The sequence below is a fragment of the Oceanobacillus jeddahensis genome (assembly GCF_000750635.1).
GTDB classification, from domain to species: domain Bacteria; phylum Bacillota; class Bacilli; order Bacillales; family Amphibacillaceae; genus Oceanobacillus; species Oceanobacillus jeddahense.
The window spans coordinates 72,869-99,509 of the sequence record NZ_CCDM010000008.1 but is presented as its reverse complement, the minus strand read 5'-3'; the positions used below and the strand labels follow the sequence as shown (position 1 = coordinate 99,509).

Sequence of the window (26,641 nt, the reverse complement as noted above, 5' to 3'; positions counted from 1 at the left end):
AGGAGGTGCAAGGAATGTCTCGTGTCGGACTAAAGCCTGTAGAAATTCCAGAAGGTGTAGAGTTGAAATTCAACGAAACTACACTTACTGTTAAAGGACCAAAGGGTGAATTAACTAGAGATTTTCATCCAGATATTAAAATCAACGTTGAGGGTAATATTCTTACTGTAGAGCGCCCGAGCGATCATAAAGATCACCGTGCACTACATGGTACTACCCGTAGCCTAATCAATAATATGGTAGTTGGAGTAAGCAAAGGTTTTGAAAAATCATTGGAAATTAACGGTGTTGGTTACCGTGCTCAAAAGCAGGGAAACAAAACTGTTATTAACGCTGGTTATTCACATCCTGTTGAACTTGACCCAATTGACGGTATTGAAATCGAAGTACCTAAAAACACAGAAATCGTTGTTAAAGGTATCGATAAAGAATTAGTAGGAGCAATTGCTGCTAATATCCGAGCAATTCGCCCGCCAGAGCCTTACAAAGGTAAAGGAATTAAATATGCGGATGAATATGTACGTCGTAAAGAAGGTAAAACTGCTAAGTAAGTTTTTTAGCCCGAGAAAGGAGTGACCCAGATGATCACAAAGCCTGACAAAAATGTTGTTCGTAAAAAGCGTCACAATCGTGTGCGTAGAACATTATCAGGAACTGCAGAACGTCCACGTTTAAATGTGTATCGTTCAAACAAAAATATTTATGCTCAATTGATCGATGATGTCAACGGTGTAACCCTAGCAAGTGCTTCTACAATTGATAAAGAGCTTGAAATCAACGGTGGAAATACTGATGCTGCGAAAGCAGTTGGGGCAGCTGTTGCAAAACGTGCAATTGACAAAGGATATAAATCCGTAGTATTTGATCGTGGTGGTTATTTATATCATGGACGTATCAAAGTTTTAGCAGAGGCAGCTCGTGAGGAAGGCCTTGAATTTTAAAAGTAAAAGGAGGTAACCATCTATAATGATTAACAATATTGATCCGAGCAAATTAGATCTAGAAGAACGTGTTGTTACGGTCAACCGTGTTGCAAAGGTTGTAAAAGGTGGACGTCGTTTCCGCTTTGCAGCATTAGTAGTTGTAGGTGACAAAAACGGTCATGTAGGTTTCGGTACTGGTAAAGCACAAGAAGTACCTGAAGCTATTAAAAAAGCAGTAGATGACGCGAAGAAAAACTTAATTACTGTACCAATCGTAGGCACAACCATTCCACATCAAATTCATGGACAATTTGGTTCTGGTAATGTATTGATGAAGCCAGCTTCTGAAGGTACTGGAGTTATCTCTGGTGGCCCAGTACGTGCGATTTTAGAGCTTGCTGGTGTAGGTGATATCCTGACAAAATCATTAGGATCTAACACACCAATCAATGTTATCCGTGCTACATTGAACGGTTTAACTAATTTAAAAACGGCTGAGGACGTAGCAAAATTACGTGGAAAGTCTGTTGAAGAACTGTTAGGATAAGGAGGGAAACACGATGTCTAAAAAATTAGAGATAACCCTCAATCGCAGTGTTATCGGTGGCACTGACGTTCAACGTAAAACTGTTGAAGCGTTAGGGTTAAAGAAAATTCGTCAATCGGTTGTACGTGAAGATACTCCAGCCGTTCGCGGTATGGTTAACAGAGTGTCCCACTTATTGACAGTTAAAGAGGTATAATAAATCTATTGTAAAGAGGAGGTGCTCGCATGAAACTTCATGAATTAAAAGCAGCAGAAGGATCTCGTAAATCAAGAAACCGTGTAGGTCGCGGAACTTCTTCAGGTAACGGAAAAACTTCTGGCCGTGGACATAAAGGACAAAAAGCACGTTCTGGCGGTGGGGTAAGACTTGGTTTTGAAGGTGGTCAAATGCCTTTATTCCAACGTTTACCGAAACGTGGGTTTACCAACATCAACCGTAAAGAATATGCAATTGTTAATCTTGACACGCTTAATCGCTTTGAAGAAGGAACTGAAGTTACTCCAGAGCTATTACTAGAAACTGGTGTCGTAAGCAAATTAAATGCTGGAATTAAGGTTCTTGGAAAAGGTCAATTAGAAAAGAAACTGACTGTTAAAGCCCATAAGTTCTCTGCATCTGCGAAAGAAGCAATTGAGGCAGCGGGCGGTCAATCTGAGGTGATCTAATTTGTTTCAGACACTCTCCAATTTTTTACGTGTAAAAGATATAAGAAATAAAATTATTTTTACACTGCTTATGCTTATTATATTCCGTATTGGTACGTTTATAACTGTACCTTTTACAGATAAATCAGCAATTGATTTTATGATGAACCAACAAAATATGTTTGGTTTTATCAATACATTTGGTGGTGGGGCACTTGAAAACTTCTCTATCTTTGCGATGGGAATCATGCCTTACATCACCGCATCAATTATCATGCAGTTGTTGCAAATGGATGTTGTTCCGAAGTTTGCAGAATGGAAGAAGCAAGGAGAAATGGGGCGTAAGAAAATCGCTCAAGTAACACGTTATGCTGCAGTTGGGATAGCATTTGTGCAAGCAATTGCTATGTCTATCGGTTTTAATGCCATGGCAGGCGGATTACTTATCCATGACCCTAACGTAATTAAATTCTTAACCATTGCTATTGTATTAACAGGCGGAACAGCTTTTCTCATGTGGTTAGGTGAACAGATTACTGCTCACGGTGTAGGTAATGGTATTTCGATCATTATCTTTGCTGGTATCGTTGCTGCTATTCCGAATGGTGCTGCCCAAATATACAATCAATTTTTCTCTAATCCAGGAAGTGAATTGTTTATCAATATCGTTATTGTAACGTTAATTGTATTGGTAGTTATCGCTGTTACGGTTGGAATTATTTTCGTAAACGAAGCATTGCGTAAAATTCCAGTGCAGTATGCGAAAAAGTTAGTAAATCGCACACCAGTAGGCGGACAATCAACGCATTTACCGATTAAGGTAAACGCAGCGGGGGTAATTCCAGTTATTTTTGCGATTGCCTTTATGATTGCACCTACAACTATTGCTGGATTTTTTGAAGGAAACCAAGTAGCAAGTATAGTGACGTACATTTTTGATTACACACAGCCTGTAGGTATGGTAATCTATGTTGCACTAATTATTGCTTTCTCATATTTTTATACATTTGTTCAGGTTAATCCGGAACAAATGTCAGAGAACTTGCAAAGACAAGGTGGCTACATCCCTGGTATTCGTCCAGGGCACAATACTGAGGAATATTTAACAAGGGTTATTCGCAGATTGACTTTTGTTGGTGCCTTATTCTTAGCAACTGTTTCTATATTCCCAATTATCTTGGGGGGTCTTGCGAATCTACCGCAGTCCGTTCAAATTGGCGGTACTAGCTTGATTATTGTTGTTGGTGTTGCATTAACAACAATGAAACAACTGGAAGGTCAGCTTGTGAAGCGACATTATAAAGGGTTTATTAAGTAAATTTCCTGTCTACAAAAGCGAGGGGAAACAATGAATTTAATCTTAATGGGGCTACCTGGTGCCGGTAAAGGTACCCAGGCCGAAAAAATCGAAGAAAAGTATAACATCCCTCATATTTCAACCGGGGATATGTTCCGACTAGCTATTAAAGAAGGCACTGACCTTGGGAAAAAAGCGAAGGAATATATGGATCAAGGGAACCTTGTTCCAGACGAAGTAACGATCGGTATTGTCAAGGAGCGCTTAGGAAAGGATGATTGTGCAGAAGGATTTCTATTAGATGGATTCCCGCGTACAATCGCTCAGGCTGAAGCACTGCAAGAATTGACAGCTGATTTGAATAGAACCATCGATCATGTGATACATGTGGATGTACCAGAAGAAAAATTGGTAGAGCGTTTAACTGGACGGAGAATTTGTCCGACTTGCGGAACAACTTATCATGTCATTTATAATCCTCCCAAAGAGGAAGGTATTTGCGATAAGGATGGCTCCCAGTTAATTCAGCGAGATGATGATCAACCTGAAACGGTAAAGAAACGATTAGCCGTTAACGTAGAGCAAACACAACCATTACTTGATTTTTATCAAGATAAAGGATATCTTGTGAAGGTAGACGGTGATCGTGATATTAACGACGTCTTCTCTGACATTGAGTCCATTTTGGGTAAATAAGTCATCTATGGAATGAACAGAATAGGTGCAAAACCTAAGCTGGAGAGTTATAATAGGTGAGATAATGTGTAATGCTTTTATCAAACACGATAAAAAATTGGTTCATCAACCTTTTGATATAAACGAACAATTGCCTAGGTGATGGTGAGAGCAGATATACGTTAACAAATTGATTTTTTAACCAGGGTCCATTTGTACGTATGATGCAGGATAGTGATTCAGGTCAGTACAATTGATGTCTCGGTTGTGAACGGCCGGTTGTCCTACGCTGGCCCATGGAGGAAGCAGTGCTCTTATAAATCGTCTTTAGATGATGATAGTGCGCTAGATGTACGTTTAATGTTTTCCTGAAAATGAGCGAGCAGCACATCAAGAACGGCTCGTTACAAAAGGGAAATGAAGCTTTATCCTAGATTAAGATAAGGTTGTAACTGATTTGAAGAAGGGAGATCACACACAATGGCGAAAGATGATGTTATTGAAGTAGAAGGTACAGTGACAGATACATTGCCGAATGCGATGTTTAAAGTAGAGCTTGAGAATGGCCATACAGTATTGGCGCATGTATCTGGTAAAATCCGTATGCACTTTATCCGCATTTTACCAGGCGATAAAGTAACGGTTGAACTTTCTCCGTATGATTTAACCAAAGGACGAATTACGTACCGTTATAAATAAACGAGCTCCGATCTAAAAGGAGGTAATGATGATGAAGGTAAGAGCATCTGTAAAACCAATTTGCGAGAAATGCAAAGTCATCAAACGCAAAGGTAAAGTAATGGTAATTTGTGAAAATCCAAAACACAAACAAAAACAAGGCTAAAAAATAGGAGGTGCTAGCATTCTATGGCACGTATTGCAGGTATTGATATTCCACGTGATAAACGTGTAGTAATTTCCTTAACTTATATCTATGGTATTGGAAAAACTACAGCACAGGAAGTCCTTAAAGAAGCAGGCGTTTCTGAAGATACTCGTGTTCGTGATTTAACAGAAGATGAATTAGCGAGAATCCGTCAAGCGATTGATAATAGCTACACTACAGAAGGTGACCTTCGTCGTGAAGTATCTTTAAACATTAAACGTTTGATTGAAATTGGTGCTTATAGAGGTATCCGTCATCGTCGCGGATTACCAGTTCGTGGACAAAAAACAAAGAATAACTCTCGTACACGTAAAGGCCCACGTAAAACAATGGCTAACAAGAAAAAGTAATGTAAGGAGGTAAGCTTACAAATGGCACGTAAAACTAATACGCGTAAACGCCGTGTGAAAAAGAATATAGAATCTGGCATTGCTCATATCCGTTCCACTTTTAACAATACAATTGTTACAATTACGGATACGCAAGGTAATGCGATTGGATGGAGCTCTGCTGGTGCTCTAGGCTTTAAAGGATCTAAAAAATCAACTCCGTTTGCTGCACAAATGGCTGCTGAAACAGCTGCTAAGTCTGCAATCGAAAATGGCATGAAAACATTAGAAGTTACTGTTAAAGGACCTGGCGCTGGACGTGAAGCTGCAATCCGCTCTTTACAGGCTGCTGGATTAGAAGTTACTGCAATTGTTGATGTAACTCCAGTTCCTCATAATGGTTGCCGCCCACCAAAACGTCGTCGTGTTTAATTTAACCGTATATAATTTATCAATCTGTCAATAATGGTTGATAAAACATACGGTTATCTACTGTGTAGATAAACAGATTCCAAAGACAATTCGTACGAAAGATTTTTAGGTAGCGCAGAAACGCCAACTGCCTATTTGAGGAATTTCGGTTAGACTTTGTTTGTCTAGCCGGGGTTTCGACGTTTTAAAGGAGGGTTTGTTAAATGATCGAGATAGAAAAGCCAAAAATTGAAACGATTGAAGTTAGCGAGGACGCTACGTTTGGGAAATTTGTAGTTGAACCGCTAGAACGTGGATATGGTGCCACACTTGGAAACTCCTTGCGTCGTATCTTACTATCCTCACTACCAGGTGCTGCTGTAACATCTGTTCATATTGATGGAGCACTGCACGAATTTTCAACGATTGACGGGGTTGTGGAGGATGTAACTACTATCATTCTTAACTTGAAAAAACTTGCTCTTAAAATCTACTCAGATGAGCCGAAAACATTAGAAATTGATGTGCAAGGCGAAGGAGCGGTGACAGCTGCAGACTTAACCTATGATAGTGATGTAGAAGTGATGAATCCAGATCTTCATATTGCTACATTAAATAGTAAAGCTAGCCTTCATATGAAGTTAACTGCTGAAAGAGGTCGCGGATATCGTCCGGCAGATGAAAACAAGTTTGATGATCAACCAATTGGTGTTATTCCAATTGATTCCATTTTCACACCAGTATCACGTGTGACGTATCAAGTAGAAAACACACGTGTAGGTCAAATCGCTAATTATGATAAACTAACATTAGATGTTTCGACGGACGGTAGTATTCGCCCGGAAGAAGCTGTTTCCCTGGGTGCGAAAATTATTACGGAGCATTTAAATATTTTTGTGAGCTTAACAGATGAAGCACAGAATGTGGAAATTATGGTTGAAAAAGAAGAAGATCAAAAAGAAAAAGTGATGGAAATGACTATCGAAGAACTTGATCTTTCTGTTCGTTCTTACAACTGCTTGAAGCGTGCTGGCATCAATACTGTTCAAGAGCTTGCAAATAAATCTGAAGAAGATATGATGAAGGTTCGTAATTTAGGACGTAAATCATTAGAAGAAGTAAAAGTGAAATTAGAGGATCTAGGACTAGGTCTTCGAGATGATGACTGATATAACAGTCACCTGACTAGTTTCAAAAAAGGGAGGGATAGTCCGTGGCTAGAAAATTAGGACGTACAACAGATAGTCGTATGGCTCTTCTTCGCAACCTTGCAGCTGATGTAATCATTCATGAACGCATTGAAACAACAGAAGCAAAAGCGAAAGAGTTAAGATCGATTGTAGATAAAATGATTACTCTTGGGAAGCGTGGCGATTTACATGCACGCCGTCAAGCTGCAGCATTTTTATACAACAAAGAAGCGGATGAAGATAATAACGTAATTCAAAAACTATTTGATGATGTTGCTGCGCGCTATGAAGATAGACAAGGTGGATATACACGCGTTCTTAAACTTGGTGAACGCCAAGGCGATGGCGCTAAAATGGCAATCATTGAGTTGGTTTAATTACTACAAACGGCAAGGGGCAGGACTCAATCTCTCTCAGAGGTTATCCAAGCCCTTTTTTTGTATTGAAAATGATTATTCACTAGTTTTGATATAAAATCTTGATTAATATTGCCCCTAGTCTTTTTGTGTATAGAGAAAAATGAATTTTTTCACTCAATACCCAGCGTAGTGTATTTCCGTAGCGTTGGCCAGAATTACTATTAAACATTATCAGCTTTTGTTTAAGTAAATACTTTCGTTCATCAGCCGCTATGAGTAAAATAATAACCATAATAGATAAAACAAATTACATAATAAACAATAAGAGAGGGAGGTGTCTGGATGGACAGAAAAAAGCTGGTAGAGTTTAAGAATGTTTCCTTTCAATATGAGGAAGAGGGAGCGCTTGTGTTAAATCAGGTTTCCTTTGATATTTATGAATGCGAATGGGTAGCGATTATCGGACATAACGGCTCCGGGAAATCGACCATTGCCAAGCTGTTAAATGGATTATTAATGCCAAACGACGGGGAAATCACTGTCGACGGGAAAAAAGTAGATGACGATACAGTATGGGATATACGGAAAGATGTAGGAATGGTCTTTCAAAATCCAGATAATCAATTTGTTGGCGCAACCGTTCAAGATGATGTTGCATTTGGAATGGAAAACAGAGGGGTTCCCAGAGAAGAGATGAGAGAGCGAATCCAGCGCACCTTATCTGCTGTTCGTATGCAAGATTATTTAATAACAGAACCACATCGTTTATCCGGAGGGCAAAAGCAGCGGGTGGCGATTGCCAGTGTTTTAGCGATTGCTCCTAAGGTATTAATTTTAGATGAAGCAACTGCTATGCTTGACCCGACAGGTAGAAAAGAAATTATGCATACCGTGAATGATATTCAGGAATCAGAGGGTCTATCCCTGATAACCATCACACATGATTTACAGGAAATTGTTCAAGCAGATCGTGTGATTGTGATGAATAAGGGGCAAATTTGGAAGGAAACAACACCAAGGGAGTTATTCTTACAACGGGAAGAATTACGGGAAATTGGCTTAGATGTACCTTTTGTTGCACAATTAACCGATGAGCTGATGAAGCAGGGAGTCGAATTAAAAGAAGCAGCATTAAACCACGAAGAGTTGTTGGAGGAATTATGGACATTCAATTCAAAAACGTAAGTTATATTTATCAAGAGAATAGCCCTTTTGCCCATAAAGCACTTAAAGACATTTCCTTTACGGTTGATTCTGGTTCATTTGTTACAGTAATCGGTCATACAGGATCTGGAAAATCAACGCTTATTCAGCATTTAAACGGTTTAAGTTTGCCGAGCAGGGGAGAAATAACAATTGGTGATTTCCAGCTGACTTCAGAAGGCAAGCCTAAGGACATCCGTAATTTAAGAAAAAAAGTCGGTGTTGTGTTTCAGTATCCGGAGCATCAATTGTTTGAAGAGACAGTTGCGAAAGATATTGCTTTTGGTCCAAAGAATTTTGATGTCGAGCAGGAGGAAATTAATCACAGAATAGAAAGAATCCTCCCTGCTGTCGGCCTGCCTGAAGAAATATTAGAGCGTTCTCCATTTGATCTAAGTGGTGGGCAAAAACGACGTGTAGCTATTGCAGGTGTATTAGCAATGGCTCCAGAAGTGCTTGTATTGGACGAGCCGACTGCTGGACTGGATCCGCGTGGACAGCGTGAAATCATGGATATGTTTTATCAGCTGCATCAGGAGCGTAATCTGACAACGGTGTTAGTAACACATAGCATGGAAGATGCATTGGCCTATGCGGATAAAGTGATTATTTTAAATGGCGGCCAAAAATATATGGAAGGACCACCGCTCGAAGTGTTTAAGCAGGCAGACAAGCTGCAGGACGTCCAATTAGATGTTCCAGAGGTTATTCATTTCCTAAATCAATATAATAAGCGCTTTGGTGCTGCATTAAACTATCAGTATCAATCCTTGCAAGAGTTAGCAAATGAGATAAAAGGGCAGCTGGAGGTGGGTTCTGATGAATAATGCCTTAATCATTGGTCAGTATGTTCCTGGGAACTCCTTTATTCATCGTTTAGATCCTAGAACGAAAATAACGGTTGTCTTTTTCTTTGTGATTGTTGTCTTTTTTGCAAACAACGTACCGTCATACAGCTTATTAACAGCTTTTTCATTGCTTTGTGTTTGGAATTCAAAAGTACCGTTACAGTTTATATTAAAAGGACTATTACCTGTCTGGTTTTTAATTATTTTTACTTTTATTCTGCATTTAATTATTACAAACGAAGGAGATATTTTGGTAGATTGGGGATTTTTCAAAATCTATAGCGGCGGGGTTATCCAAGGTTTTGCAATTTCCTTGCGTTTTTTCCTGCTTATCCTGACGACTTCTTTATTAACGTTGACAACAACGCCGATTGAAATTACTGATGCGATGGAAGAAATGCTTCACCCCTTGAAAAAAATTAAGTTTCCTGTCCATGAGTTAGCTTTGATGATGTCTATTTCCTTGCGTTTTATTCCAACCTTGATGCAGGAAACGGATAAAATATCTCGTGCACAGGCAGCACGTGGTGTTGATTTTCGTACGGGACCTATCAAGGATCGGGTGATGGCAGTTATCCCATTATTAGTTCCTTTATTTGTCAGTGCCTTTAAGCGGGCAGAGGATTTGGCAATGGCAATGGAAGCACGTGGTTACCAAGGCGGGGAAGGAAGAAGCAAGCTGCGTGAATTACATGTAGGTGCAAAGGATATTCTTGTATTGACCGCCTTTGTATTGATGTTAGTGGCATTGTTTGTATTAAGACAGTAATGGAAGGAAAGGGACTATATAAATGGAAAGAATAAAATGTACAATTGCTTATGATGGTTCAGACTTTGCGGGTTTTCAGGTGCAGCCTGACCACCGGACCGTCCAGGGCTCACTGGAAAAAGCCTTAACTAAAATTCATAAAGGTGAAACGATCCGTATTCAGGCATCAGGACGGACGGATACAGGTGTCCATGCGGTTGGACAGGTTATTCATTTCGATACGCCTTTAACGATACCTGAACGAAATTGGAAACAGGCGATCAATACACTACTGTCAGATGATGTTCGGGTAGTCAACGTGGAGAAAGTGGCTGATGCTTTTCATGCGCGCTACAGTGTGAAGCAAAAGGAGTATCATTATCTTGTTTTGAATCGGGAAGATCCTGATGTATTTCGCCGGGATTATGTATTACACTTTCCTAAAAGTCTTGATATAGAGGCTATACAAGCTGCCTGTAAGCATTTAGAGGGGACACATGACTTTACTACCTTTTCTTCCGCAAAATCGTCTGTGAAAGGCTCTAAAGTGCGTACATTATTCCACGCATCCTGCAGGAAGAAAGATGATGATATAGAATTTGTTTTCCGTGGTAGCGGCTTTCTGTACAATATGGTGCGGATAATGGTCAGTTCGCTTTTGGACGTGGGAATTGGCAAGCGGAAACCTGAAGATATACCAGCGCTTCTGGAAGCAAGAGAAAGAGGGCAGCTTGGAAAGACGATTTCCCCAAAAGGGCTGTATTTATGGGAAGTAAGTTATGAGGAAGAAGGAGAAAGAAATCACACAGAAAATTGATTCAAGATGAGACAGCTTAATAATTTAATTTTATTTTTAATGGTCTATGTAAAACAAAAATAATTTTTCAATTACTTTCATACTGGGCTTGACTTTTGTTTGTAAAAGGTATAAGATGATATATGGCATTTTATTTCTAAACCATGATTAGCCCCGGAAACTAATTGTGTTGAGAATAAAAATATGATTACGAATAATAAAGAATGATTGATATATGGAGGGAAAAAATCATGCGCACAACTTTCATGGCAAATGAAGCAAATATTGAACGCAAATGGCTAGTTGTGGATGCGGAAGGGCAACGTTTAGGACGTTTAGCAAGCGAAGTAGCTTCTATCTTACGTGGTAAACATAAACCTACGTACACACCACATGCAGACACTGGTGATTATGTAATTATCATCAATGCAGACAAAATTGAACTATCTGGAAACAAGATCAATGACAAAATGTACTATAATCATTCCAATTATCCAGGTGGATTAAGATCTCGTAACGCATACGAAATGCGTACAAAGTATCCTGAAGAAATGCTTGAAGTTGCAATTAAAGGGATGCTTCCAAAAGGACCTTTAGGTCGTAAAATGAAAAAGAAATTGTATGTATATAGAGGCGCTGAGCATAGCCATCAAGCTCAAAAACCAGAAGTTTACGAACTTCGCGGATAATTAAAGGGAGGTAAATGAATTTGGCACAAGTACAATACTACGGCACAGGTCGCCGTAAAAAGTCAACTGCCCGCGTACGTCTAGTACCAGGTACAGGAAATGTTACAATCAATGGTCGCGATGCTAGAGACTATTTTCCATATGAAACCCAACTATTAATCTTGAACCAGCCGCTTGCTACTACAGAAACTCAAGGAACTTATGATGTTCTTGTTAATGTACATGGCGGAGGATTCACTGGTCAAGCAGGTGCAATCCGTCATGGAATCGCACGTGCACTATTACAAGCAGATCCAGAGTATCGTGCTTCATTAAAAACTGAAGGATTTCTTACACGTGATTCTAGAGCGAAAGAGCGTTATAAATACGGTCTTAAGAAAGCTCGTCGTGCTCCTCAGTTCTCGAAGCGTTAATACCATTTATATCAAGGGTTACGCCCATTTGGATAATTCCTCCAAATGGGCGTTTTTATATAAAATCAGCTGAAAAACGTAAGTCGTTGTTGGGCTGCTTGATACATATGGAGGCAATGCTTTAAAAAATTTTAATATCTTGTAATGATTTTAGTAAAGAGGGAGATTAACTTTCTTGCTTTTATTCATTGATGTGCTAAGTAAATTTTTAAAGCAAGACTTTATTGAGTGGAGAAAATAAGTAAATGAATCCAGTATTATCTGAATTTCCAGTCATGGCGCCTGATGGAGCAATGACCACAGAGTTAGAAGAATATGTTGTAACTGAAATGATAATTTATGGTTAGCCAAAGTATTATTGGAAAATCCGGATCTTATCAAGAATGTACATATGGCATATTTTGAGGCGGGAGCTGATTGTGCAATAACTGTAAGTTATCAAGCGAAAAGGATTCATTGAGTGTGGCATGACCGAACAAAAAGCAATTGAACTAATACAAAAATCTGTTCAAGTTGCGATAGATGCTCGGGAAGGGTATCTACAAAACACGGTACATCAATCGAATCGTCCCACTCCTTTAATAGTGGCTTCTATCGGTCCTTTGTTTTGAAGTTTTGATTAGTAAACGTTTACGGGAAACGTGCATCTTATAGGATTAGTCGTTTTTACAACATGAGAAAAACATGGGGAATTAACTTTTGAGTAAAAAGGTAGATACTAAATTAATAGCTTTAACCATTATCTTGTTAATGAGTGTTGTTGTGCCAATTGCATTCTGGCCTGATAAAGCATCTAATATGATTAATGGTTTTTTTAATATGATGACAACAGATTTTGCATGGGCATTTTTGTTAATAGGATTTGCATGTACGATATTTGTTATATTTATAATAATTTTAAAATACGGAAATATCCGATTAGGCGGAGAAGATGCTAACCCTCATTATAAAGGTTTTACTTGGATATCAATGATTATTACGTCCGCATTAGCCGCAGGAATACTTATTTTTTGTAGAGTGGATGTTTTATGTAGAATCCACTCCATTTGGGATAGAACCCAGATCTGTGGAAGCATATGGGATGTTCCACTGGGGATTTTCAGCATCCGCATTTTACTTGCCGGCATCGTTAGCAATTGGATATATGCTTTGGAATCGTAAGGGTAAATCCATGAAAATTTCAGAAGCATGCTCGGAAGTACTGGGGAAAGAAAAGACGAAAAATTCCTTTTTCAAGCTAACCATTGATGGAGTCGTAGCATTTTGTTTTGTAGGTGGTTTGTTAATAACTGTAGGGTTGGGAACTTCTGTTATAGGAGAGCTTATTGCAGATGTATTTAACCTTGCAAATACACTTACATTAAGAGTTACCATTATTTTTGCGTTCTGTGCATTTTTTATTGCAGCTACGTCAAAATCAATTGCTAAAGGTATGGCGAAAATCAGAAATTTTATATCTATTTAGCGCTTGCGTTTTTCTTATTTGTTTTTCTGGCAGGGCCGAAATCATTTATATTAAATAATTTTGTAATGGCTGTTGGTACTAATATTACAAACTTTGTTAAGATGAGTTTTTACACGGATGCAGTTGCCCAAACAGGATTTATTCAAAACTGGACAATCTTTTATTGGGCGTGGTATTTGAGCTTATCCATTTCGGTCGGCCTATGGGTAGCAAGAATATCCTATGGAAGGATAGCGATAGGGGTTACTGTCTGTTTACCGTTAGCCTGCTGGATATCTTTTGCTATATTAGGGAATTACGGTATGGGGTTGTTAGAAGTAAATAATATAGCGAATTTCTCAGAGATTGCAGTAACAGAGGGCAATAATGCAGCTACACTTGCTGTACTAAAAACAATGCCTGTTGCAACGATTACGTCTAAAAATCTGCAAGTAAATGAGGGACCAAATAAATGGTTCAAAGTGCTATGAGGATGTATTTTTATGGTATTGCCTGTGACTATACTATATTTAGAAAATGCCGTGGCCGAGCTTAATATATTAGGCATCATGCAATCGATGACCTCCTTATTTGGAGTACCGTTATTTTTTGTTAATATTATTCTGATTTGGTCAGCGGTAAAAGCTATTAAATCTGATTACAAAAATAATAAGCTGAAATTATAAGATGCAGTTACCTGTAATCTAAAATGGCAGGAGGAGATAAGGATGTACGAGGACTTAGCTGTTGAATTGACAAAGGAATTCATTCGCATAGAATCCTTTTCCATAGAAGGAAAGCAAAAAATAATAGCGTTTATGTACGATAAAATCAGGCAGGAAACGAATGCAGAGGTTCACATGATAGATGGCCGTACGGAAAACCCATATCTGGTCGCACATCATAAAAATGGAGAAGGGTATCATTTATTATTGCAAGGGCATCTGGATACCGTATCGTTAGAAGGGGTCCAAGATCCCTTATACCCAATTGAAAAAGACGGTGAAATATATGGGCGCGGGTCATGTGATATGAAGGCGGGAAGTGCAAGCAATTATGCTGCATTTAAGTATGCCTGTGACCATCAGGTTAAAGGCGATGTCTACTTAATGTACTCTACAGATGAAGAGACATACGCACAGCAAACCGTATCCGCTTTTGAAAGAGGCTTATTGCCAAGCTGTGATATAGGCATTATCTCGGAACCAACCAATCAAAATCTTATGGTGGCGCAAAAGGGTAATGCCTGGATAGAAGTAGAGTTTATTGGTAAAAGAGCTCATTCCAGCATGCCTGAGCTCGGTGAAAATGCAATTTACATGGCATCTGCATTTATACAGGCATTTAAGAAGTATACAGAGGAAAAATTCAAAGGAAATGCCCATCCGCTGTTAGGGGAAGCGAAAATGAATGTTGGGGTAATAGAGGCTGGTATACAGGCGAATAGTGTACCAGCTAATTGCAGGATTGTGATTGATAAAAGATACTTGCCCAATGAAACCATAAATGATTTTCAAGAAGAAATTGATATTGTAGCAAAAAGGCTAAAGGAGACATGTCCAGCATTCAGCTATCAAACTGACATCTTAGTGGATTGCACACCGATGGAAATAGACAGCAGTTCAGAGAAATTTATTCAACTTAAGGCGATACTTGAGAAAGAGCTGGATAGAAAACTAAAAGTTGACGTATTTGGAGGCTGGGGAGAAGGCGGTACGCTTGCAAAATATGCTACCGATACATTGTATTTCGGTCCAGGAAATTCGATTTATGCACATACGGATGAGGAAAAGGTCGGAATACAGGCAATTAAAGAGGTTACGAGTGGAATCATTGCCATTGTAAAAAATAAGTGTGTATAAAGTAAGCCCAAACCGAGACGATCATTTTGCATCTAATATCGATTAAAGGACAGTCTGCCCTAAAAGCAGTTAGTTTCCGATTCTATTTGGAAGATATTGTGGCAAGGGGTTAGAGTTTAAGTTATATTTTTTAAGATTAGTAAATTGTAATTGTAAAGGTTTCTAACCAAATTTAGGGGATGGAAAGCCGATAATCGTTAAGATGTGTATATACGATAGCGACTTAATAATCAATGTGAAAGAACCCAAGCTTTCATCTCCCTAAAAAGTCATATTTTCAGCTTATATGTCATACCATCTCTAAAGAAGCCTAATCAGGCTTGGAGGGAGGAATGTCAATGAGCAATGACAAAAACGAAAGAAACAAAAAAGATGATAATTTGATTAAAAAGACTTCTAAGGAAGTTAATGACTTATTTGGGCACACTGTAGATACGTCCGGAAAAATTATCAAATCAATTTCAGGTGAAGGAGGACTTGTTGGCAAAGCAACTGATGCCTCAGGGAAAATTTTAAAGGGTACCGCCGGCAAGGCCAATGATATTATCGGGAAAACGTCAGAAGTACCCGGGAAGCTTTACAAAAGCACAACAGATCACGGTAATAAAAAGGACAAAAATAAGAAAAACTATAATGATGAACAGGACAGGTAATTGAAAGGAGCCAGGAATAGCTCACTGTCGATTAACTTTTATTATTTTTGTTAAATACTGTGATTAAGCTGATTAATAAAGCAGGAACTATCACATTAAAAATGTTTGAATAATGCATGTAGGACGTCATTTGTAATTAAAGTCTAATTATGCCCAAAGCTGATGGAAATGGAACATCCGGTGAGTCGATAAATTCGCCATTAATTTTAGAACCTAAGTTGATGCTGCGGAAACATTTCTTTCAATTGTAGGAACGTTAATACAAATAAATTTATAGCCTTTGAGTCTTTACGACTTGAAGGCTGTTTTTTTGATTCTTTATAATACTGGACAGTGAAAAGTTCTCTATTTTTGCAGGAAGAATAGCCCTTTCAATCGAATAATACTGATAACCTAAGGTTTGCCGCCAGAAAGGAGATCAGATCGCTGAAAGGGCTATATAAGAATAGTTTACCCTATTTTCAGACGATTGACCATACCTATGTTAAAATATATCGATTCTATCTTACGTACATTTCGTCCCTGTTTTTCCCGAGAAGCTACTTTTCGTTGGTTTGTTATCATCATTTTAGGTTTGATACCGCGCCCGGATCGCTTAGGTGTCACTACTTCGGTGATGCGTGCCCTTTCACTGCCAGTCCGATGCTATAAAAAATGTCATCAATTTTTCCGTTTCGAAGCATGGTCCTTGAAGTCTCTGCGACAGACATGGCTTCGAATTGTTAAAAATAAAGCTCCTCTCATTCGTTACAACGGGAAGGTGGTGCTTGTCGGCGATGGTGTCAAACAAGCTAAAGAAGCCAGGCGGATGCCTGCTGTCAAAAAGCTTCATCAGGAATCTGAAAATAACTCCAAAGCGTTATATATTTTTGGGGATTTGTTTGGTGCTGTCGGTATTTTGATGGGAACCCCACAGAAAGGCTTTTGTTTGCCTCTATTCATCAACTTGCAGGATGGCATCAAAACCATTTTCGGTTGGAATAAGCAGAAGAATCCTTCCCGGCTGGAATCCTATGTCGTTCAGATGATTGAACAGGGATTTAATACGGCACGCGTATTTGGCAACGCCTTGTTGCTCCTGGATCGTTATTTCTTATCTGTTCCTGCATTGAAGCGGTTGAATCAGCTCCAAAAATCTGAAAACCCGCAGATGCACCTGGTTACCAAAGCCAAGAAGAATGCTGTCGCATATGAGCATCCTCCTGTGAAAAAGAAAGGGCGTGAATGACCACCCAAAAAAGGGAAAACGCTCAAGTTAATGACGCTGTTCCAATCTCGTGCGGATCAGTTTCAATCCGCAAAAGTGATGCTCTATGGCAAGGAAGAAAACGTCCAATACCTCTGTCTTGATTTTTTGTGGGGCCAGGGATTATATCAGGAACTCCGTTTTGTTTTAGTCCGGTATGGTAATCGGTCAGCTATTCTGGTAAGCACCGATCAGACGCTTGTACCAACAGATATCATCGAGCTGTATGGACATCGTTTCAAAATCGAATCTACTTTCCGGGAAATGAAACAGGTCATCGATAGCTTTGGTTATCATTTCTGGAGTAAGTCGATGCCAAAACGAAATCGTTATTTGAAAAAGGCAGGAGCCCATCCGTTAGAACAGGTTACGGACACCAAAGATCAGGAAAACATCCGATTAACCATCAAAGCCATCGAAGGGTACATGATTCGCAGCTGTATTGCCATGGGTCTATTACCATTGATTTCTGTTCGTTATTCCCATCGTGTTCCAGCACTATTCTTTCGCTACTTGCGGACACCATCCAAAGCAGTGGTTTCCGAAGCTACAGTGAAGGCTTATTTACAGCGGCTATTTTTTCATGTTTGCGAAAAATCCGCATGTATCCATAACGCAAATAATTCAATCCAAGCAGGAAATACCTGATGTTGAAGACGATTCTTGGGCTTCTTAGTGTTCAGAACTTTTTACTGTCCAGTATGCAATTTATCGTTAAAAATGACACCGCAAGCACCATAAAGAATAACAGCATGAGAAAGCAATATGAGTGTATGACTGACTTATTTCATTATGAGGTATATCCTTCTCTAAATTAAGTGCCGGCCACATGCCATTCCACCCTAGGAAATCATTTCGCCAGAAATGGTTATTTTTCCTACTAAAACTTTTCACTGCCCAGTTGCCTTTATGAAAAGATAAGCTAAGCTAAGCTGTTTAACTATACCAATAACAAACATTTTGAAATATGGTAGCTTTGATAAGTAATTCATATTTTTGGACAGTTTTTAGTACATGGCAAAATTAAGAATAAAATATTATCAATCAACTTATGTGCTGTTTTTCTGTTATTTTATTAACACTTGAATCATATGCATAATTTTATTTTTCAATTAATGGACTATTGATTTTTACACCCTTAGCATCTTCTTCTGTAACATAAAAACACCCCCATAATTATTGGGGAGTGCTTCTTCATAATCCTAATTTCTTACATAGTCTTTTGCTTTAACTGTAATAAATAAAGTGATAATTAATCCAACAATCGAAAATGCGAACATCACTGCCTGGATACTGATCCCCATCGTATTAAGAAGACTCACCATAGCGTAAGCAAGCGGATCGAAACCGTTCATTGCAAGAAATATTATACTCATCACCCTGCCCATTAAACGGCTATCAGTCTGCTCCTGTGCCGCAGTGAAAAATGGGATATAAACAAATGACATTGCGAATCCGATAAAGAATACAATCACTGTAAGAACCATCAGATCTGAAACCTGACTGAATAGTAAAGCAGTAATCAGAGTGCCAAACAGCCCCATTACCGAAACTAATCCTTTTCTGTTTATCTTGACAAAACTCAGTATCATAGTGCTGGCCAGCATACCTATCATTTGAGCTGATTCCATTATACTGAGGTTAATCGGAGTGCCATCGAGCAGCTCAACAATGATAGGGATTGCAATATATAATGCTCCGAATACAAAGAAATTCATCGTTATAAGAACCAATATTCCAACTATTAGGAAACGGCTTTTTCTTAAATATGAGAACCCTTCTTTGAAGTTTTGAACCGGTGTCGCCTTACCGGTATCCGGATCTTGTTCTTCTTTAATAAGCGGCGGAAAAACAAATACAGCTGACAGGAGGACTAATATGGTTGATGCTAAATAACTCATTTCTATACTCCCGGCTTCCATAACAAGTCCTGCTATAATCGGGCCTCCAATGAACGCCAGCTGATCCACACCCTGAAAATATGCATTGGCTTTTTGCAGTTGGTACCTCTCAACTACTTTTGGAATCATTGATGAACTTGCCGGACCGAAAAATGCATCAAGTGAACCGAACAACCCGGATAATATTAACAGCCATATTAAATTGAGATTATCTGTAAGCAGCAGAATGAACAGCAGGAGCAGTATAAAACCCTGAACCAGGTTGGATACAAACATGATTGTGGTTTTTTTGTATTTATCAGCCAGCACCCCGCCAAACGTCATCATAATCAGTCTCGGTACAGTAGCAGCTATTAATATTAAACCAAGCGACCCTGCTGATCCCATTACAGTTACTGCATACCATGTAGTCGTCGTCAGAAATACACTAAATCCCAGTACCGCAAATATGCCGGCTATCAACAGCAAAATGAACGTGCGGTTTCTAAATAAAGAAATGCTCTTTTCCATAATTTTTTCTCCCTTAACTTAACTTATAAATAAGTTAAATACTTTTTGGATGCTCTCTATTGGGACTGGAGTTTCCTTTACCATACAGCATCTATTCCTTCATCGAAGATCGCAAAATCTTCAAATTTTGCATCTGGATCGTTAATCAGTTCTGCACTTTTATATACTTTTTCGGCACGTGGTTTACGGTCATGCTCGTAATAGTAAAATGCATCTTCATAATCATTGTCACGCAGCATTTTTGCAAGATACATTGCGTCTTCAAGTGCCAACGTCGTTCCCATACCAGCAAACGGATCTGCTGTGTGCAATGCATCACCAATAAGAACGACCCGCCCATGATAGTAATGCCTCATTAAATCAATCATATACAGCTGCTTCGCTATAATATGATCGGTCGTCATTACCAGCTCCTTGATTGGCATCTCCCAGTCTTCAAACTTTGAAGCTATATCTTTTTTCAATTCTTTAACCGGTTTTTCTTCAAAATCTTTTTTAGGCAGTTTTCCCGGTCTTTCTGAAATCAGAGACCATGAAATCTCTTCTGCTGAAGGGTGGTGTTTCGAGACAAAGAAGATTGAATTTTCATCTACATACATCAGTGTTGTATCCATCGTGAAGTAGTCTTTGAGTTTTCCAAGATCATCATTATCAACCATACCGAATACAGCCGTTTTCCCGGAATATTTTAAAGGATTGGCAGGGAACGGGAATAACAACTCCCTTGTTTTCGATTTGACACCATCTGCCCCGATTAAAATAGAACCAAAGTCTGTACTGCCGTCCTCAAAAGTAACCGTTACTCCATCTTTATCCTGTGTAAAACCATTCAGACGTTTGTTAAAACGAATATCGATACCCTGTCTTAAAGCTTCCTGATACAGTACATCAATCAAACGGTACCGGGCAGCATTGATGAAGGGTGGCGTATCATCCAGGTCAATCTCATCCAGACCCATTTCTGCCATTTCATCTTCATCTATCAATGAATTATTATTTTTATCCAGAATTGCCATATCGGTTATGAAATGAGTGTTTTTTTCCACTTCTGATCCAAGGCCAAGCATTTCAAGCATATTGAGTCCACTGGGATGTACGACAAAATGTCCACCACTTTTTCTATATGCTTTCGCCTGTTCGTACAGTACACTTTCAATATTTGCTTTCTTTAAAAATAGGGACATTGCCAGCCCTGCAACGCCGCCTCCATTAATTATCACTTTATTTTTCATATTAATTTCTCCTTTCGAATAAAAAGATATCATTATTCGGACGTTCGGTCAATTAATTTGTATAACATATTTAAAAACGCTGAATTGTTCTATATAAACACGTATAATAAAAATTAAATCATTAAAATAAATTAGAAATCAGGAGGACCTATGAGCAGACCAACAGGCGTAAACAGTGCAGATACAAAACAATTCATTGTGGAGGTCGCTACGAAATTATTTGAACGCAAAGGATACAGTGCTACTTCCATGGGGGACATTAAGAACGAAACCCGTTACAGCAAAGGTACAATTTATTATCACTTTAAGAACAAGGAAGAATTATACTTGTACTGCATTAAACAGGTATCAGACGAATTTATAAACAGTTGGAACACTAAATCAAGCATCGGCCAATCAGCTGAAGAACAATTATATATATGGTCAGAATTGAATCACGTCATGCAGGAAAAACCGATTATGAATACAATTTATGAATATTTTGTATCAACTGATCAAGACAGTTATGAGATTGTAACTGAACTGTATGAACCGGAATTTGAAATTGTGCAGGAAATTTTAGAAAAAGGTGTGACGCAGGGAGAATTTAAAAAAGGACTGAATATTTATGAGATATCCGTACTGTTATATAATTTCATTTCTTCTCTCGAAAACTTGGAACTATTCGGCTATCGTCAGAGGCAGGAACAGAAAAATCTGTACAAACATGCAATTGACTTAATTCTGCCGGGATTAAAATAAAAAAAGCACTTCCCAATCTTTGGGAAGTGCTTTTCAATATATGATGATATATTCCAATAAACTACCATTTATTATACCTTTTGCAGGATTGAAATTAATCCTATTTGTCATTTTTAACGATAAATTGCATATATTTTAAGTATTATTCTGCATAACCAACTTTAAAACCCAGCTGCCTTTATGAAAAGATAAGCTAAGCTAAGCTATTTAACTATAGTGCAAGTTATCGCCTAAATCAGTGCAAAATAAGTCCTAAAGTTACAGGTAAGAGAGAAAGAGCAGCGAATCTACTGCTCTTTTTGTACGTTGTGAAATCATTCATCTAACTCCGCATAAACAAAGCTTCCTCCACCTTGCCATTCTACTTTTTTAGAGATACCGTTCACCTTGAATTACCTTTTTAATCTTTCAATTGATATATTATGTATGTAATCCCACTAGCGTTGCATAAAAAAATAAATATAAAAGCAAGTAATATGATTCTAAAATTTCAATTTATTATTATAATTTTCAGATATTAATCCTGTTTTATTTAAGAAAAAAAGGCAGTAGGTGCGAAAAGTAGCCCTTCATCTATTTTCGGAATTTTATATACTTTTAAATAATTGGGTTGTTTGTTAAATTATCTAAATGCCCAGCTTCTCCTGTTTCGTATTGTTCTAAGGTTTCTTCAAATATTCGCTCGTGTTTCAGCCTTCGTCGTCCTTTAGATGTACGTTCTGGTTCCTTGAATACGTTGGAAATAAACTGTTCCATGGATTTCGTCCAATAAACACGAATCCAGTTCAACATTTCCAAAAGGGTTCCCCGGTAGCCTAAGTTGATTTTCATTAACAGGGTCAGGCAGAAGGTAATCATCGCTAGAAAAAGTTGATTATATACGGCATTTTAACTTGTTTCATACATTTTTTTAATGACTAAATGCTGCTTGACCCACTTGAAAAATAATTCAATCTGCCACCTGTTACGGTATAGATCACTGATTTCCTGTGCATTTACTTTGGCATTATTACAAATAATTCGAATCTCATTCCCTTTATTGTCTACCGTTTCTACCAATTGGACGGGATGCTTTATCTTTCCAATCTTAACAACGGCATGACGGGTAATCGGAGAAAGAGGAAGCAACGGGTAATTCCTCGATCACTTTAACAACGGTATTTGTTTTTATGCGTGTCACAAACCGAATGCCCTTCTGCACAATAGACATCAAACGTAGTAAAGTTAAAATATCCTCGGTCAAATACATGAAGCACCTTTTTATACGGTACAATCAATGCGTCCAGCTGTGTTTCATCTGCCGGTCTTGCAGGGGTAACAATGACTTCATTTGGATAGGAAATCCCATCGCAAAAGACAATAGAGGTGTGCAGCTTTACCTCGGATTTGGTCTCCCGAAAATCCGCCCATTCGTATTGGCTCAAGCAAATGGAAATGGTGGATGAATCGATCAAATGCAGTTCTCCAAGTGCTTTATCAGCCTTTTGAGGCCCGAGCAGCTGGTGTATTTGTTGAATCAAATGATGCAGAATATCCTGGAAAATGGCAGGCGGCATTTCTCGGTTCTTTCGGGAGAGTTGCGATTTACTAATACTTTCTAAGCCTTTTAACCTTTGAACAGTTTTCTTACGTGTAATCGTATCACTTATCCGCTGGAGATTCCCCAACTGTTTCAACTGTGCATAAATAAATGCGTTCACAAATGTAAGTGCATCAAACTTTTTGACATATTTATCAATTTCCGTGTTATCAATCATTTTTTGAATAACTTTTGAATCTAATGGATGTAGATATTCCTTGTACCGTTTTTATGGTACGATTGTCCATGATTACTCCTTATAATTTAGGATTTGGACAGGACTACCATTCCCTTATTATAAGGTTTTTTATGGATTTCTTAGTAATAATTTCCATTATTCATAATATTGACATAAATATTTTTCTTGACTTTTGGTTGAAAATTTTATGCAACGCTAGTGGAATAACTTAGAAGCGATGGAAAGAGGATAACCATTCACAAGTGACTTATGATTGATTTCATCCAACAGGATATCTGAAGAAAACATCCCGACTAATAAGTACCAGCCGTATCCTAAAGCGAATAAAAAGAGGATGATATAAGTTGGAAAATTAGAGTTTTGAACCAGCAATCTTTCATCTTGAGCCTGGATTTCCCGTAAAAAGTGCATAATCTAACTGGTTTTGCCGATATGTAGGGATGAATTGGGCTACATCCTTGAACCCGTCCATAAGATACGCTTCATTCCTTACTTCTGTAAGGTCAATGGCATCCTGTATATATGTTTCCTTGTCCTCCATCACAAGGCCTAAAGTTCTGTTGGCTAAGTTACTTGATTGACTTATTAAATTTCGATACAGCGGTGATGCTACCTCTGAATCCGTAGCATCTACATTCCTGAACTGATCTAAAGCAGAATTTAATGCCACAACTTCAGCAGCAGTACCTGGTTCAAGCTCTCTAAACTGGCTGTTTTCCAAGTAAACAAAAGAACCAATGATGAAAAGAATTAAAATGACCATAATGGACCTGAATTTTATATTCTTTCGTTCCACTAAAAAAAGGACTTTCATTAACCTGAACATTTCTACCCTCCCCACAGGTAACATGTATTGTAAAATTTCTGACCTTTCATACCTTTTTTATTGTAACATTAATTGTAAGCGATTTCATTAAAGGTTATAAAATTACAAATTTTTTCTTATAGGAACATTTTGCGTCCTTCAGTGGCAGAAAAGAGAATAAAACAATTCACATGGGGGTTATGGCGAGGTGTGCTGTCCCCCTGAATCACGATTGTGGGAGGGGAGAGTAACCCTTGCGATATCGGGAGCTTGTAATTACTTGGCCCACGAAAAATTAAGGCAATAACTCTCCTGGAGGAAATATATAAGTATCCAAAACCTTTCATTAAATGAAGTTTCACTTTATGAAAGGTAAAAACGCTTTAATCGGCATGTGTTGTCTCTTGCAGAACAGCTGGTTATAATAGCATGTAAATATTATATGCGGTTATGCTTAGGAATCTAATCTATGCAGAATGAAAGGATAATTACAAAAAATCAACGTGGCACGCATTATAATATTGCTTTTGTGCCACGTTGATTGATTTTATGATTCAGCTTTACTTATAAAGGCCCTGTGTAGTTGTCAAATAGACCAAGCTTGTCTACCATCATACCAGACCATGATGCAGGTGTGTCATTAGGCAGATGTTGAGCTTGCACATCATTTGCCCCGGTGAGAACTCCAACACTACTGAATGCAACAACAAAAGCACCTATCATTACAAAATTTCTAATCTTTTTCACAAAAACACCTCCTAAAAAATGATTTACTAAATTGTAACAAAAATGACTATTTTTAGTAAATGCATATTTGTTAATGGTTCGATATGCTCTTTTGAGAGATAAGGTGATTCAACTGAAACATTGTATTAAAAAATAACTGCATGGATACAATAGTTACCTGTAAGTAACCTGCGCAACTAAAAGTGCGTACTTCCCAGTTTTGGGAATGTTTGATATCATAAATGTAGATTAATGAAGGAGGACTAGAAAATGACAAAACGAGTTGCAGTAATTGTTACAGATATGGTGGAAGAAATAGAACTAACAGACCCTGCAAAAGCTTATAAGGATGCTGGCCATTCAGTAGAAATCATTAGCGATGAAGCTGGGAAAGTAATTAAAGGAAAGAATGGAGAAGAAATAAAAGCTGATAAAGGAATTGAAGAAGTGAATGCAAGCGACTATGATGCATTATTGGTTCCTGGTGGATTTTCTCCAGACTTACTCCGTATTAATCCCAAAAATGGTGACTTCGCAAAAGCATTTATCGAAGCGGATAAGCCCGTATTTGCAATTTGTCACGGTCCCCAGTTTTTAGTGGAAACAGATCTATTAAAAGGCAGAGAATTAACAAGCTTTGTTTCTGTTAGAAAAGACTTAGAGAATGCAGGAGCAACTGTAAAAGATGAAGAAGTTGTCGTTGACCAGAATCTCGTTACCAGCCGTACTCCTGATGATCTGCCAGCCTTTAACAGAGAGGCATTAAAGCTATTAAATAATTAATTTAAAAAATGACGGTCAGATTGAGAATCTGGCCGTTTTATTATTTTTCAATATAAATTCAACTGATAACCCCCTCCTTTTTTAATTGCTCTATACGATTTTTCCCCCACTCATACATCATCTCAATGATGGGTAATAAGGTGTATCCCAACTCTGTCATGGAATACTCTACCTTAGGCGGGCTCTCTGGATACACTTTGCGGCTAATCACGCCGTCCTCTATTAATTCTTTTAACTGATTGGAGAGCGTCTTATGAGAAATATTTTTAAAAAGTCGTTGCATATCGTTAAAACGGTGAGGGCCTTCTACGCCTAAATGCCATAAAATAACGACCTTCCATTTACCGCTAAAAATAGAAAGTGTCATTTCCTTTTCACAATGATAATCCCCGTTCTGCAATTTCTCTTGTATTTCTTCCCGTAATGTATTGCACACAAGTATCAACGCTCCTTCTGCTCTTGCCTATTTTATTACGTTAAGAATAATCCTGAATCAATTCCGCTTTTCTGTCCAGTAATATGACTCTGAATCAAAGTGTGTCGGGCTTTTTGGTTATCTTCTTTATGGAGCCGGGATCCGAAAGTAGATTACATATATGCATACTGCACGCTGTCTCAAATAGTTGTTCTTGACTTTCAAGCTTTTACGAATTATTATCAAACAACATGATATCTTCATTTTAAAGGTTTTATACACATGCACATACTTATTGCGTCATTGGTTGATGTTTTGTTGCCTATTACATGAAGAATGTCCCTGTGGGAATAAAACAGAGGCAGAAAGTGTGCCGGTACTCTAAAAACCTTTTTCGTTAAAAGAAAGAGGATTTAAAAGCGCAACATTTCAAAAGCTTGAATTCTCAGAAAAGGCATCCATTGATCTATAAAGCAAATTAGATACAGAGGCTGTTATCGTTTTTGTAAAAGGTGCTCCAGATAGTATAAATATTGAAACATACTAGAATCCTAGTCCACTGATGGTGCTAGGATTTTTGGTGAGG

General features: G+C 38.2%; 36 protein-coding genes and 2 pseudogenes. 29 read left to right on the top strand and 9 right to left on the bottom strand.

Going from position 1 to position 26,641, the window contains the following annotated elements; all coding sequences use genetic code 11:
• Positions 1 to 14 precede the first annotated feature (14 nt).
• From rplF to BN986_RS27515, 27 genes and pseudogenes are all read left to right on the top strand, one after another.
• On the top strand, positions 15 to 551 hold the full coding sequence (gene rplF, locus BN986_RS24090; protein WP_040985063.1) for a 50S ribosomal protein L6: 537 nt from the start codon (positions 15 to 17) through the stop codon (positions 549 to 551).
• 30 nt (positions 552 to 581) lie between these two features.
• Positions 582 to 941: a 50S ribosomal protein L18 gene (rplR, locus tag BN986_RS24085; RefSeq protein WP_040985061.1), complete on the top strand. Its 360-nt coding sequence runs from the start codon at positions 582 to 584 to the stop codon at positions 939 to 941.
• Between the two features lie 28 nt (positions 942 to 969).
• Positions 970 to 1,470 (top strand): 30S ribosomal protein S5, encoded by a 501-nt coding sequence (gene rpsE, locus BN986_RS24080; RefSeq protein WP_187378617.1) that lies wholly within the window; start codon positions 970 to 972, stop codon positions 1,468 to 1,470.
• Positions 1,471 to 1,483: 13 nt separating this feature from the next.
• Positions 1,484 to 1,666: a 50S ribosomal protein L30 gene (gene rpmD, locus BN986_RS24075; protein ID WP_040985058.1), complete on the top strand. Its 183-nt coding sequence runs from the start codon at positions 1,484 to 1,486 to the stop codon at positions 1,664 to 1,666.
• Between the two features lie 29 nt (positions 1,667 to 1,695).
• Positions 1,696 to 2,136: a 50S ribosomal protein L15 gene (rplO, locus tag BN986_RS24070; protein WP_040985056.1), complete on the top strand. Its 441-nt coding sequence runs from the start codon at positions 1,696 to 1,698 to the stop codon at positions 2,134 to 2,136.
• A 1-nt stretch (position 2,137) separates the two neighbouring features.
• Positions 2,138 to 3,433, top strand: a complete 1,296-nt coding sequence (gene secY, locus BN986_RS24065) for a preprotein translocase subunit SecY (protein ID WP_040985054.1) — start codon at positions 2,138 to 2,140, stop codon at positions 3,431 to 3,433.
• Between the two features lie 30 nt (positions 3,434 to 3,463).
• The gene (locus tag BN986_RS24060; protein ID WP_040985053.1) at positions 3,464 to 4,108 is read left to right on the top strand and encodes an adenylate kinase; all 645 of its coding nucleotides are present in this window, start codon (positions 3,464 to 3,466) and stop codon (positions 4,106 to 4,108) included.
• A gap of 459 nt (positions 4,109 to 4,567) precedes the next feature.
• Positions 4,568 to 4,786: a translation initiation factor IF-1 gene (gene infA, locus BN986_RS24055; protein WP_040985051.1), complete on the top strand. Its 219-nt coding sequence runs from the start codon at positions 4,568 to 4,570 to the stop codon at positions 4,784 to 4,786.
• A 31-nt stretch (positions 4,787 to 4,817) separates the two neighbouring features.
• Positions 4,818 to 4,931: a 50S ribosomal protein L36 gene (rpmJ, locus tag BN986_RS24050; RefSeq protein ID WP_010095733.1), complete on the top strand. Its 114-nt coding sequence runs from the start codon at positions 4,818 to 4,820 to the stop codon at positions 4,929 to 4,931.
• A 23-nt stretch (positions 4,932 to 4,954) separates the two neighbouring features.
• Positions 4,955 to 5,323: a 30S ribosomal protein S13 gene (gene rpsM, locus BN986_RS24045; protein WP_040985038.1), complete on the top strand. Its 369-nt coding sequence runs from the start codon at positions 4,955 to 4,957 to the stop codon at positions 5,321 to 5,323.
• A gap of 21 nt (positions 5,324 to 5,344) precedes the next feature.
• Positions 5,345 to 5,734, top strand: a complete 390-nt coding sequence (gene rpsK, locus BN986_RS24040; RefSeq protein WP_040985036.1) for a 30S ribosomal protein S11 — start codon at positions 5,345 to 5,347, stop codon at positions 5,732 to 5,734.
• A 203-nt stretch (positions 5,735 to 5,937) separates the two neighbouring features.
• Positions 5,938 to 6,882 (top strand): DNA-directed RNA polymerase subunit alpha, encoded by a 945-nt coding sequence (locus BN986_RS24035; protein ID WP_040985033.1) that lies wholly within the window; start codon positions 5,938 to 5,940, stop codon positions 6,880 to 6,882.
• A 44-nt stretch (positions 6,883 to 6,926) separates the two neighbouring features.
• Positions 6,927 to 7,280, top strand: coding sequence for a 50S ribosomal protein L17 (gene rplQ, locus BN986_RS24030; protein WP_040985031.1), 354 nt, complete (start codon positions 6,927 to 6,929; stop codon positions 7,278 to 7,280).
• A gap of 324 nt (positions 7,281 to 7,604) precedes the next feature.
• Entirely contained in the window at positions 7,605 to 8,447 is an 843-nt protein-coding gene (locus tag BN986_RS24025; RefSeq protein WP_040985029.1) for an energy-coupling factor ABC transporter ATP-binding protein, read from the top strand.
• Positions 8,423 to 9,292, top strand: a complete 870-nt coding sequence (locus tag BN986_RS24020; protein WP_040985027.1) for an energy-coupling factor ABC transporter ATP-binding protein — start codon at positions 8,423 to 8,425, stop codon at positions 9,290 to 9,292. The genes BN986_RS24025 and BN986_RS24020 overlap by 25 nt, the downstream gene beginning before the upstream one ends.
• Positions 9,285 to 10,082, top strand: a complete 798-nt coding sequence (locus BN986_RS24015) for an energy-coupling factor transporter transmembrane component T family protein (RefSeq protein ID WP_040985025.1) — start codon at positions 9,285 to 9,287, stop codon at positions 10,080 to 10,082. The genes BN986_RS24020 and BN986_RS24015 overlap by 8 nt, the downstream gene beginning before the upstream one ends.
• Positions 10,083 to 10,104: 22 nt before the next feature.
• On the top strand, positions 10,105 to 10,878 hold the full coding sequence (truA, locus tag BN986_RS24010) for a tRNA pseudouridine(38-40) synthase TruA (protein ID WP_040985023.1): 774 nt from the start codon (positions 10,105 to 10,107) through the stop codon (positions 10,876 to 10,878).
• A gap of 230 nt (positions 10,879 to 11,108) precedes the next feature.
• Positions 11,109 to 11,546: a 50S ribosomal protein L13 gene (gene rplM / locus BN986_RS24005; RefSeq protein WP_040985021.1), complete on the top strand. Its 438-nt coding sequence runs from the start codon at positions 11,109 to 11,111 to the stop codon at positions 11,544 to 11,546.
• Between the two features lie 20 nt (positions 11,547 to 11,566).
• Entirely contained in the window at positions 11,567 to 11,959 is a 393-nt protein-coding gene (gene rpsI, locus BN986_RS24000) for a 30S ribosomal protein S9 (protein WP_040985019.1), read from the top strand.
• A 358-nt stretch (positions 11,960 to 12,317) separates the two neighbouring features.
• Positions 12,318 to 12,419, top strand: a complete 102-nt coding sequence (locus BN986_RS28170) for a homocysteine S-methyltransferase family protein (protein ID WP_081922325.1) — start codon at positions 12,318 to 12,320, stop codon at positions 12,417 to 12,419.
• A gap of 290 nt (positions 12,420 to 12,709) precedes the next feature.
• Positions 12,710 to 13,424, top strand: a pseudogene (locus BN986_RS28165) (BCCT family transporter).
• Positions 13,415 to 13,894 (top strand): BCCT family transporter, encoded by a 480-nt coding sequence (locus tag BN986_RS27970; RefSeq protein WP_198136807.1) that lies wholly within the window; start codon positions 13,415 to 13,417, stop codon positions 13,892 to 13,894. Before BN986_RS28165 ends, BN986_RS27970 begins: the two are co-directional and overlap by 10 nt.
• A 24-nt stretch (positions 13,895 to 13,918) precedes the next feature.
• The gene (locus tag BN986_RS27520) at positions 13,919 to 14,089 is read left to right on the top strand and encodes a hypothetical protein (protein ID WP_198136805.1); all 171 of its coding nucleotides are present in this window, start codon (positions 13,919 to 13,921) and stop codon (positions 14,087 to 14,089) included.
• A 42-nt stretch (positions 14,090 to 14,131) separates the two neighbouring features.
• Positions 14,132 to 15,265 carry a M20 family metallopeptidase gene (locus tag BN986_RS23990; protein WP_040985018.1) on the top strand — a complete coding sequence of 378 codons (1,134 nt, stop codon included), beginning with the start codon at positions 14,132 to 14,134 and terminating at the stop codon, positions 15,263 to 15,265.
• A 338-nt stretch (positions 15,266 to 15,603) separates the two neighbouring features.
• Positions 15,604 to 15,918, top strand: coding sequence for a hypothetical protein (locus tag BN986_RS23985; protein WP_244445089.1), 315 nt, complete (start codon positions 15,604 to 15,606; stop codon positions 15,916 to 15,918).
• Between the two features lie 481 nt (positions 15,919 to 16,399).
• Positions 16,400 to 17,146, top strand: coding sequence for a hypothetical protein (locus tag BN986_RS27790; protein WP_244445088.1), 747 nt, complete (start codon positions 16,400 to 16,402; stop codon positions 17,144 to 17,146).
• 30 nt (positions 17,147 to 17,176) lie between these two features.
• Positions 17,177 to 17,812, top strand: coding sequence for a hypothetical protein (locus tag BN986_RS27515; protein WP_244445087.1), 636 nt, complete (start codon positions 17,177 to 17,179; stop codon positions 17,810 to 17,812).
• Between the two features lie 105 nt (positions 17,813 to 17,917).
• Here the strand turns inward: BN986_RS27515 and BN986_RS26555 are convergent.
• The 3 genes and pseudogenes from BN986_RS26555 to BN986_RS23970 all read right to left on the bottom strand — a co-directional run.
• Positions 17,918 to 17,992 (bottom strand): annotated as a pseudogene (locus BN986_RS26555) (metallothiol transferase FosB); the annotation flags it as partial.
• 374 nt (positions 17,993 to 18,366) lie between these two features.
• Entirely contained in the window at positions 18,367 to 19,575 is a 1,209-nt protein-coding gene (locus BN986_RS23975) for an MFS transporter (protein WP_040985017.1), read from the bottom strand.
• Between the two features lie 77 nt (positions 19,576 to 19,652).
• A complete protein-coding gene (locus tag BN986_RS23970) occupies positions 19,653 to 20,807 on the bottom strand; it encodes an FAD-dependent oxidoreductase (protein WP_040985016.1) in 1,155 nt (384 codons plus the stop codon).
• 150 nt (positions 20,808 to 20,957) lie between these two features.
• On the opposite strand from BN986_RS23970, the gene BN986_RS23965 reads away from it, so the two are divergent.
• Positions 20,958 to 21,548, top strand: a complete 591-nt coding sequence (locus BN986_RS23965) for a TetR/AcrR family transcriptional regulator (protein WP_040985015.1) — start codon at positions 20,958 to 20,960, stop codon at positions 21,546 to 21,548.
• 597 nt (positions 21,549 to 22,145) lie between these two features.
• Here BN986_RS23965 and BN986_RS27785 read toward each other — a convergent pair.
• The 5 genes from BN986_RS27785 to BN986_RS23940 all read right to left on the bottom strand — a co-directional run bounded on the left by BN986_RS27785 (position 22,146) and on the right by BN986_RS23940 (position 24,878).
• Positions 22,146 to 22,340 (bottom strand): hypothetical protein, encoded by a 195-nt coding sequence (locus tag BN986_RS27785; RefSeq protein ID WP_244445086.1) that lies wholly within the window; start codon positions 22,338 to 22,340, stop codon positions 22,146 to 22,148.
• A gap of 96 nt (positions 22,341 to 22,436) precedes the next feature.
• Positions 22,437 to 22,676, bottom strand: a complete 240-nt coding sequence (locus BN986_RS27780; RefSeq protein ID WP_040985012.1) for a transposase — start codon at positions 22,674 to 22,676, stop codon at positions 22,437 to 22,439.
• A 20-nt stretch (positions 22,677 to 22,696) separates the two neighbouring features.
• Positions 22,697 to 23,305, bottom strand: a complete 609-nt coding sequence (locus BN986_RS27775) for a hypothetical protein (protein WP_040985010.1) — start codon at positions 23,303 to 23,305, stop codon at positions 22,697 to 22,699.
• A gap of 397 nt (positions 23,306 to 23,702) precedes the next feature.
• Complete coding sequence (locus BN986_RS23945) at positions 23,703 to 24,152, bottom strand: hypothetical protein (RefSeq protein ID WP_040985008.1); 450 nt, start codon at positions 24,150 to 24,152, stop codon at positions 23,703 to 23,705.
• A 543-nt stretch (positions 24,153 to 24,695) separates the two neighbouring features.
• On the bottom strand, positions 24,696 to 24,878 hold the full coding sequence (locus BN986_RS23940; RefSeq protein WP_040985006.1) for a hypothetical protein: 183 nt from the start codon (positions 24,876 to 24,878) through the stop codon (positions 24,696 to 24,698).
• Positions 24,879 to 25,127: 249 nt separating this feature from the next.
• Between BN986_RS23940 and BN986_RS23935 the strand changes: the two genes are divergently transcribed.
• Positions 25,128 to 25,640, top strand: a complete 513-nt coding sequence (locus BN986_RS23935; protein WP_040985004.1) for a type 1 glutamine amidotransferase domain-containing protein — start codon at positions 25,128 to 25,130, stop codon at positions 25,638 to 25,640.
• A 58-nt stretch (positions 25,641 to 25,698) separates the two neighbouring features.
• Here BN986_RS23935 and BN986_RS23930 read toward each other — a convergent pair whose 3' ends face one another.
• Positions 25,699 to 26,076, bottom strand: a complete 378-nt coding sequence (locus BN986_RS23930; protein ID WP_040985002.1) for a winged helix-turn-helix transcriptional regulator — start codon at positions 26,074 to 26,076, stop codon at positions 25,699 to 25,701.
• Between the last annotated feature and the right edge of the window lie 565 nt (positions 26,077 to 26,641).

What these genes read in the sequence shown, in the direction of transcription:
- rplM (WP_040985021.1), top strand. Translation starts at nt 11,109, where the DNA reads ATGCGCACAACTTTCATGGCAAATGAAGCAAATATTGAACGCAAATGG.
- BN986_RS24025 (WP_040985029.1), top strand. Translation starts at nt 7,605, where the DNA reads ATGGACAGAAAAAAGCTGGTAGAGTTTAAGAATGTTTCCTTTCAATAT.
- rplR (WP_040985061.1), top strand. Translation starts at nt 582, where the DNA reads ATGATCACAAAGCCTGACAAAAATGTTGTTCGTAAAAAGCGTCACAAT.
- BN986_RS24060 (WP_040985053.1), top strand. Translation starts at nt 3,464, where the DNA reads ATGAATTTAATCTTAATGGGGCTACCTGGTGCCGGTAAAGGTACCCAG.
- rplO (WP_040985056.1), top strand. Translation starts at nt 1,696, where the DNA reads ATGAAACTTCATGAATTAAAAGCAGCAGAAGGATCTCGTAAATCAAGA.
- BN986_RS27775 (WP_040985010.1), bottom strand. Translation starts at nt 23,305, where the DNA reads ATGATTGATAACACGGAAATTGATAAATATGTCAAAAAGTTTGATGCA.
- rpsK (WP_040985036.1), top strand. Translation starts at nt 5,345, where the DNA reads ATGGCACGTAAAACTAATACGCGTAAACGCCGTGTGAAAAAGAATATA.
- rpmJ (WP_010095733.1), top strand. Translation starts at nt 4,818, where the DNA reads ATGAAGGTAAGAGCATCTGTAAAACCAATTTGCGAGAAATGCAAAGTC.
- BN986_RS24020 (WP_040985027.1), top strand. Translation starts at nt 8,423, where the DNA reads ATGGACATTCAATTCAAAAACGTAAGTTATATTTATCAAGAGAATAGC.
- BN986_RS23985 (WP_244445089.1), top strand. Translation starts at nt 15,604, where the DNA reads ATGAGCAATGACAAAAACGAAAGAAACAAAAAAGATGATAATTTGATT.
- BN986_RS27515 (WP_244445087.1), top strand. Translation starts at nt 17,177, where the DNA reads ATGACGCTGTTCCAATCTCGTGCGGATCAGTTTCAATCCGCAAAAGTG.
- truA (WP_040985023.1), top strand. Translation starts at nt 10,105, where the DNA reads ATGGAAAGAATAAAATGTACAATTGCTTATGATGGTTCAGACTTTGCG.
- rplF (WP_040985063.1), top strand. Translation starts at nt 15, where the DNA reads ATGTCTCGTGTCGGACTAAAGCCTGTAGAAATTCCAGAAGGTGTAGAG.
- rpmD (WP_040985058.1), top strand. Translation starts at nt 1,484, where the DNA reads ATGTCTAAAAAATTAGAGATAACCCTCAATCGCAGTGTTATCGGTGGC.
- BN986_RS23945 (WP_040985008.1), bottom strand. Translation starts at nt 24,152, where the DNA reads ATGTTCAGGTTAATGAAAGTCCTTTTTTTAGTGGAACGAAAGAATATA.
- infA (WP_040985051.1), top strand. Translation starts at nt 4,568, where the DNA reads ATGGCGAAAGATGATGTTATTGAAGTAGAAGGTACAGTGACAGATACA.
- BN986_RS23965 (WP_040985015.1), top strand. Translation starts at nt 20,958, where the DNA reads ATGAGCAGACCAACAGGCGTAAACAGTGCAGATACAAAACAATTCATT.
- BN986_RS23990 (WP_040985018.1), top strand. Translation starts at nt 14,132, where the DNA reads ATGTACGAGGACTTAGCTGTTGAATTGACAAAGGAATTCATTCGCATA.
- BN986_RS24035 (WP_040985033.1), top strand. Translation starts at nt 5,938, where the DNA reads ATGATCGAGATAGAAAAGCCAAAAATTGAAACGATTGAAGTTAGCGAG.
- BN986_RS23935 (WP_040985004.1), top strand. Translation starts at nt 25,128, where the DNA reads ATGACAAAACGAGTTGCAGTAATTGTTACAGATATGGTGGAAGAAATA.
- BN986_RS23975 (WP_040985017.1), bottom strand. Translation starts at nt 19,575, where the DNA reads ATGGAAAAGAGCATTTCTTTATTTAGAAACCGCACGTTCATTTTGCTG.
- BN986_RS23970 (WP_040985016.1), bottom strand. Translation starts at nt 20,807, where the DNA reads ATGAAAAATAAAGTGATAATTAATGGAGGCGGCGTTGCAGGGCTGGCA.
- BN986_RS27785 (WP_244445086.1), bottom strand. Translation starts at nt 22,340, where the DNA reads ATGTTGAACTGGATTCGTGTTTATTGGACGAAATCCATGGAACAGTTT.
- BN986_RS24015 (WP_040985025.1), top strand. Translation starts at nt 9,285, where the DNA reads ATGAATAATGCCTTAATCATTGGTCAGTATGTTCCTGGGAACTCCTTT.
- rpsM (WP_040985038.1), top strand. Translation starts at nt 4,955, where the DNA reads ATGGCACGTATTGCAGGTATTGATATTCCACGTGATAAACGTGTAGTA.
- BN986_RS27790 (WP_244445088.1), top strand. Translation starts at nt 16,400, where the DNA reads ATGTTAAAATATATCGATTCTATCTTACGTACATTTCGTCCCTGTTTT.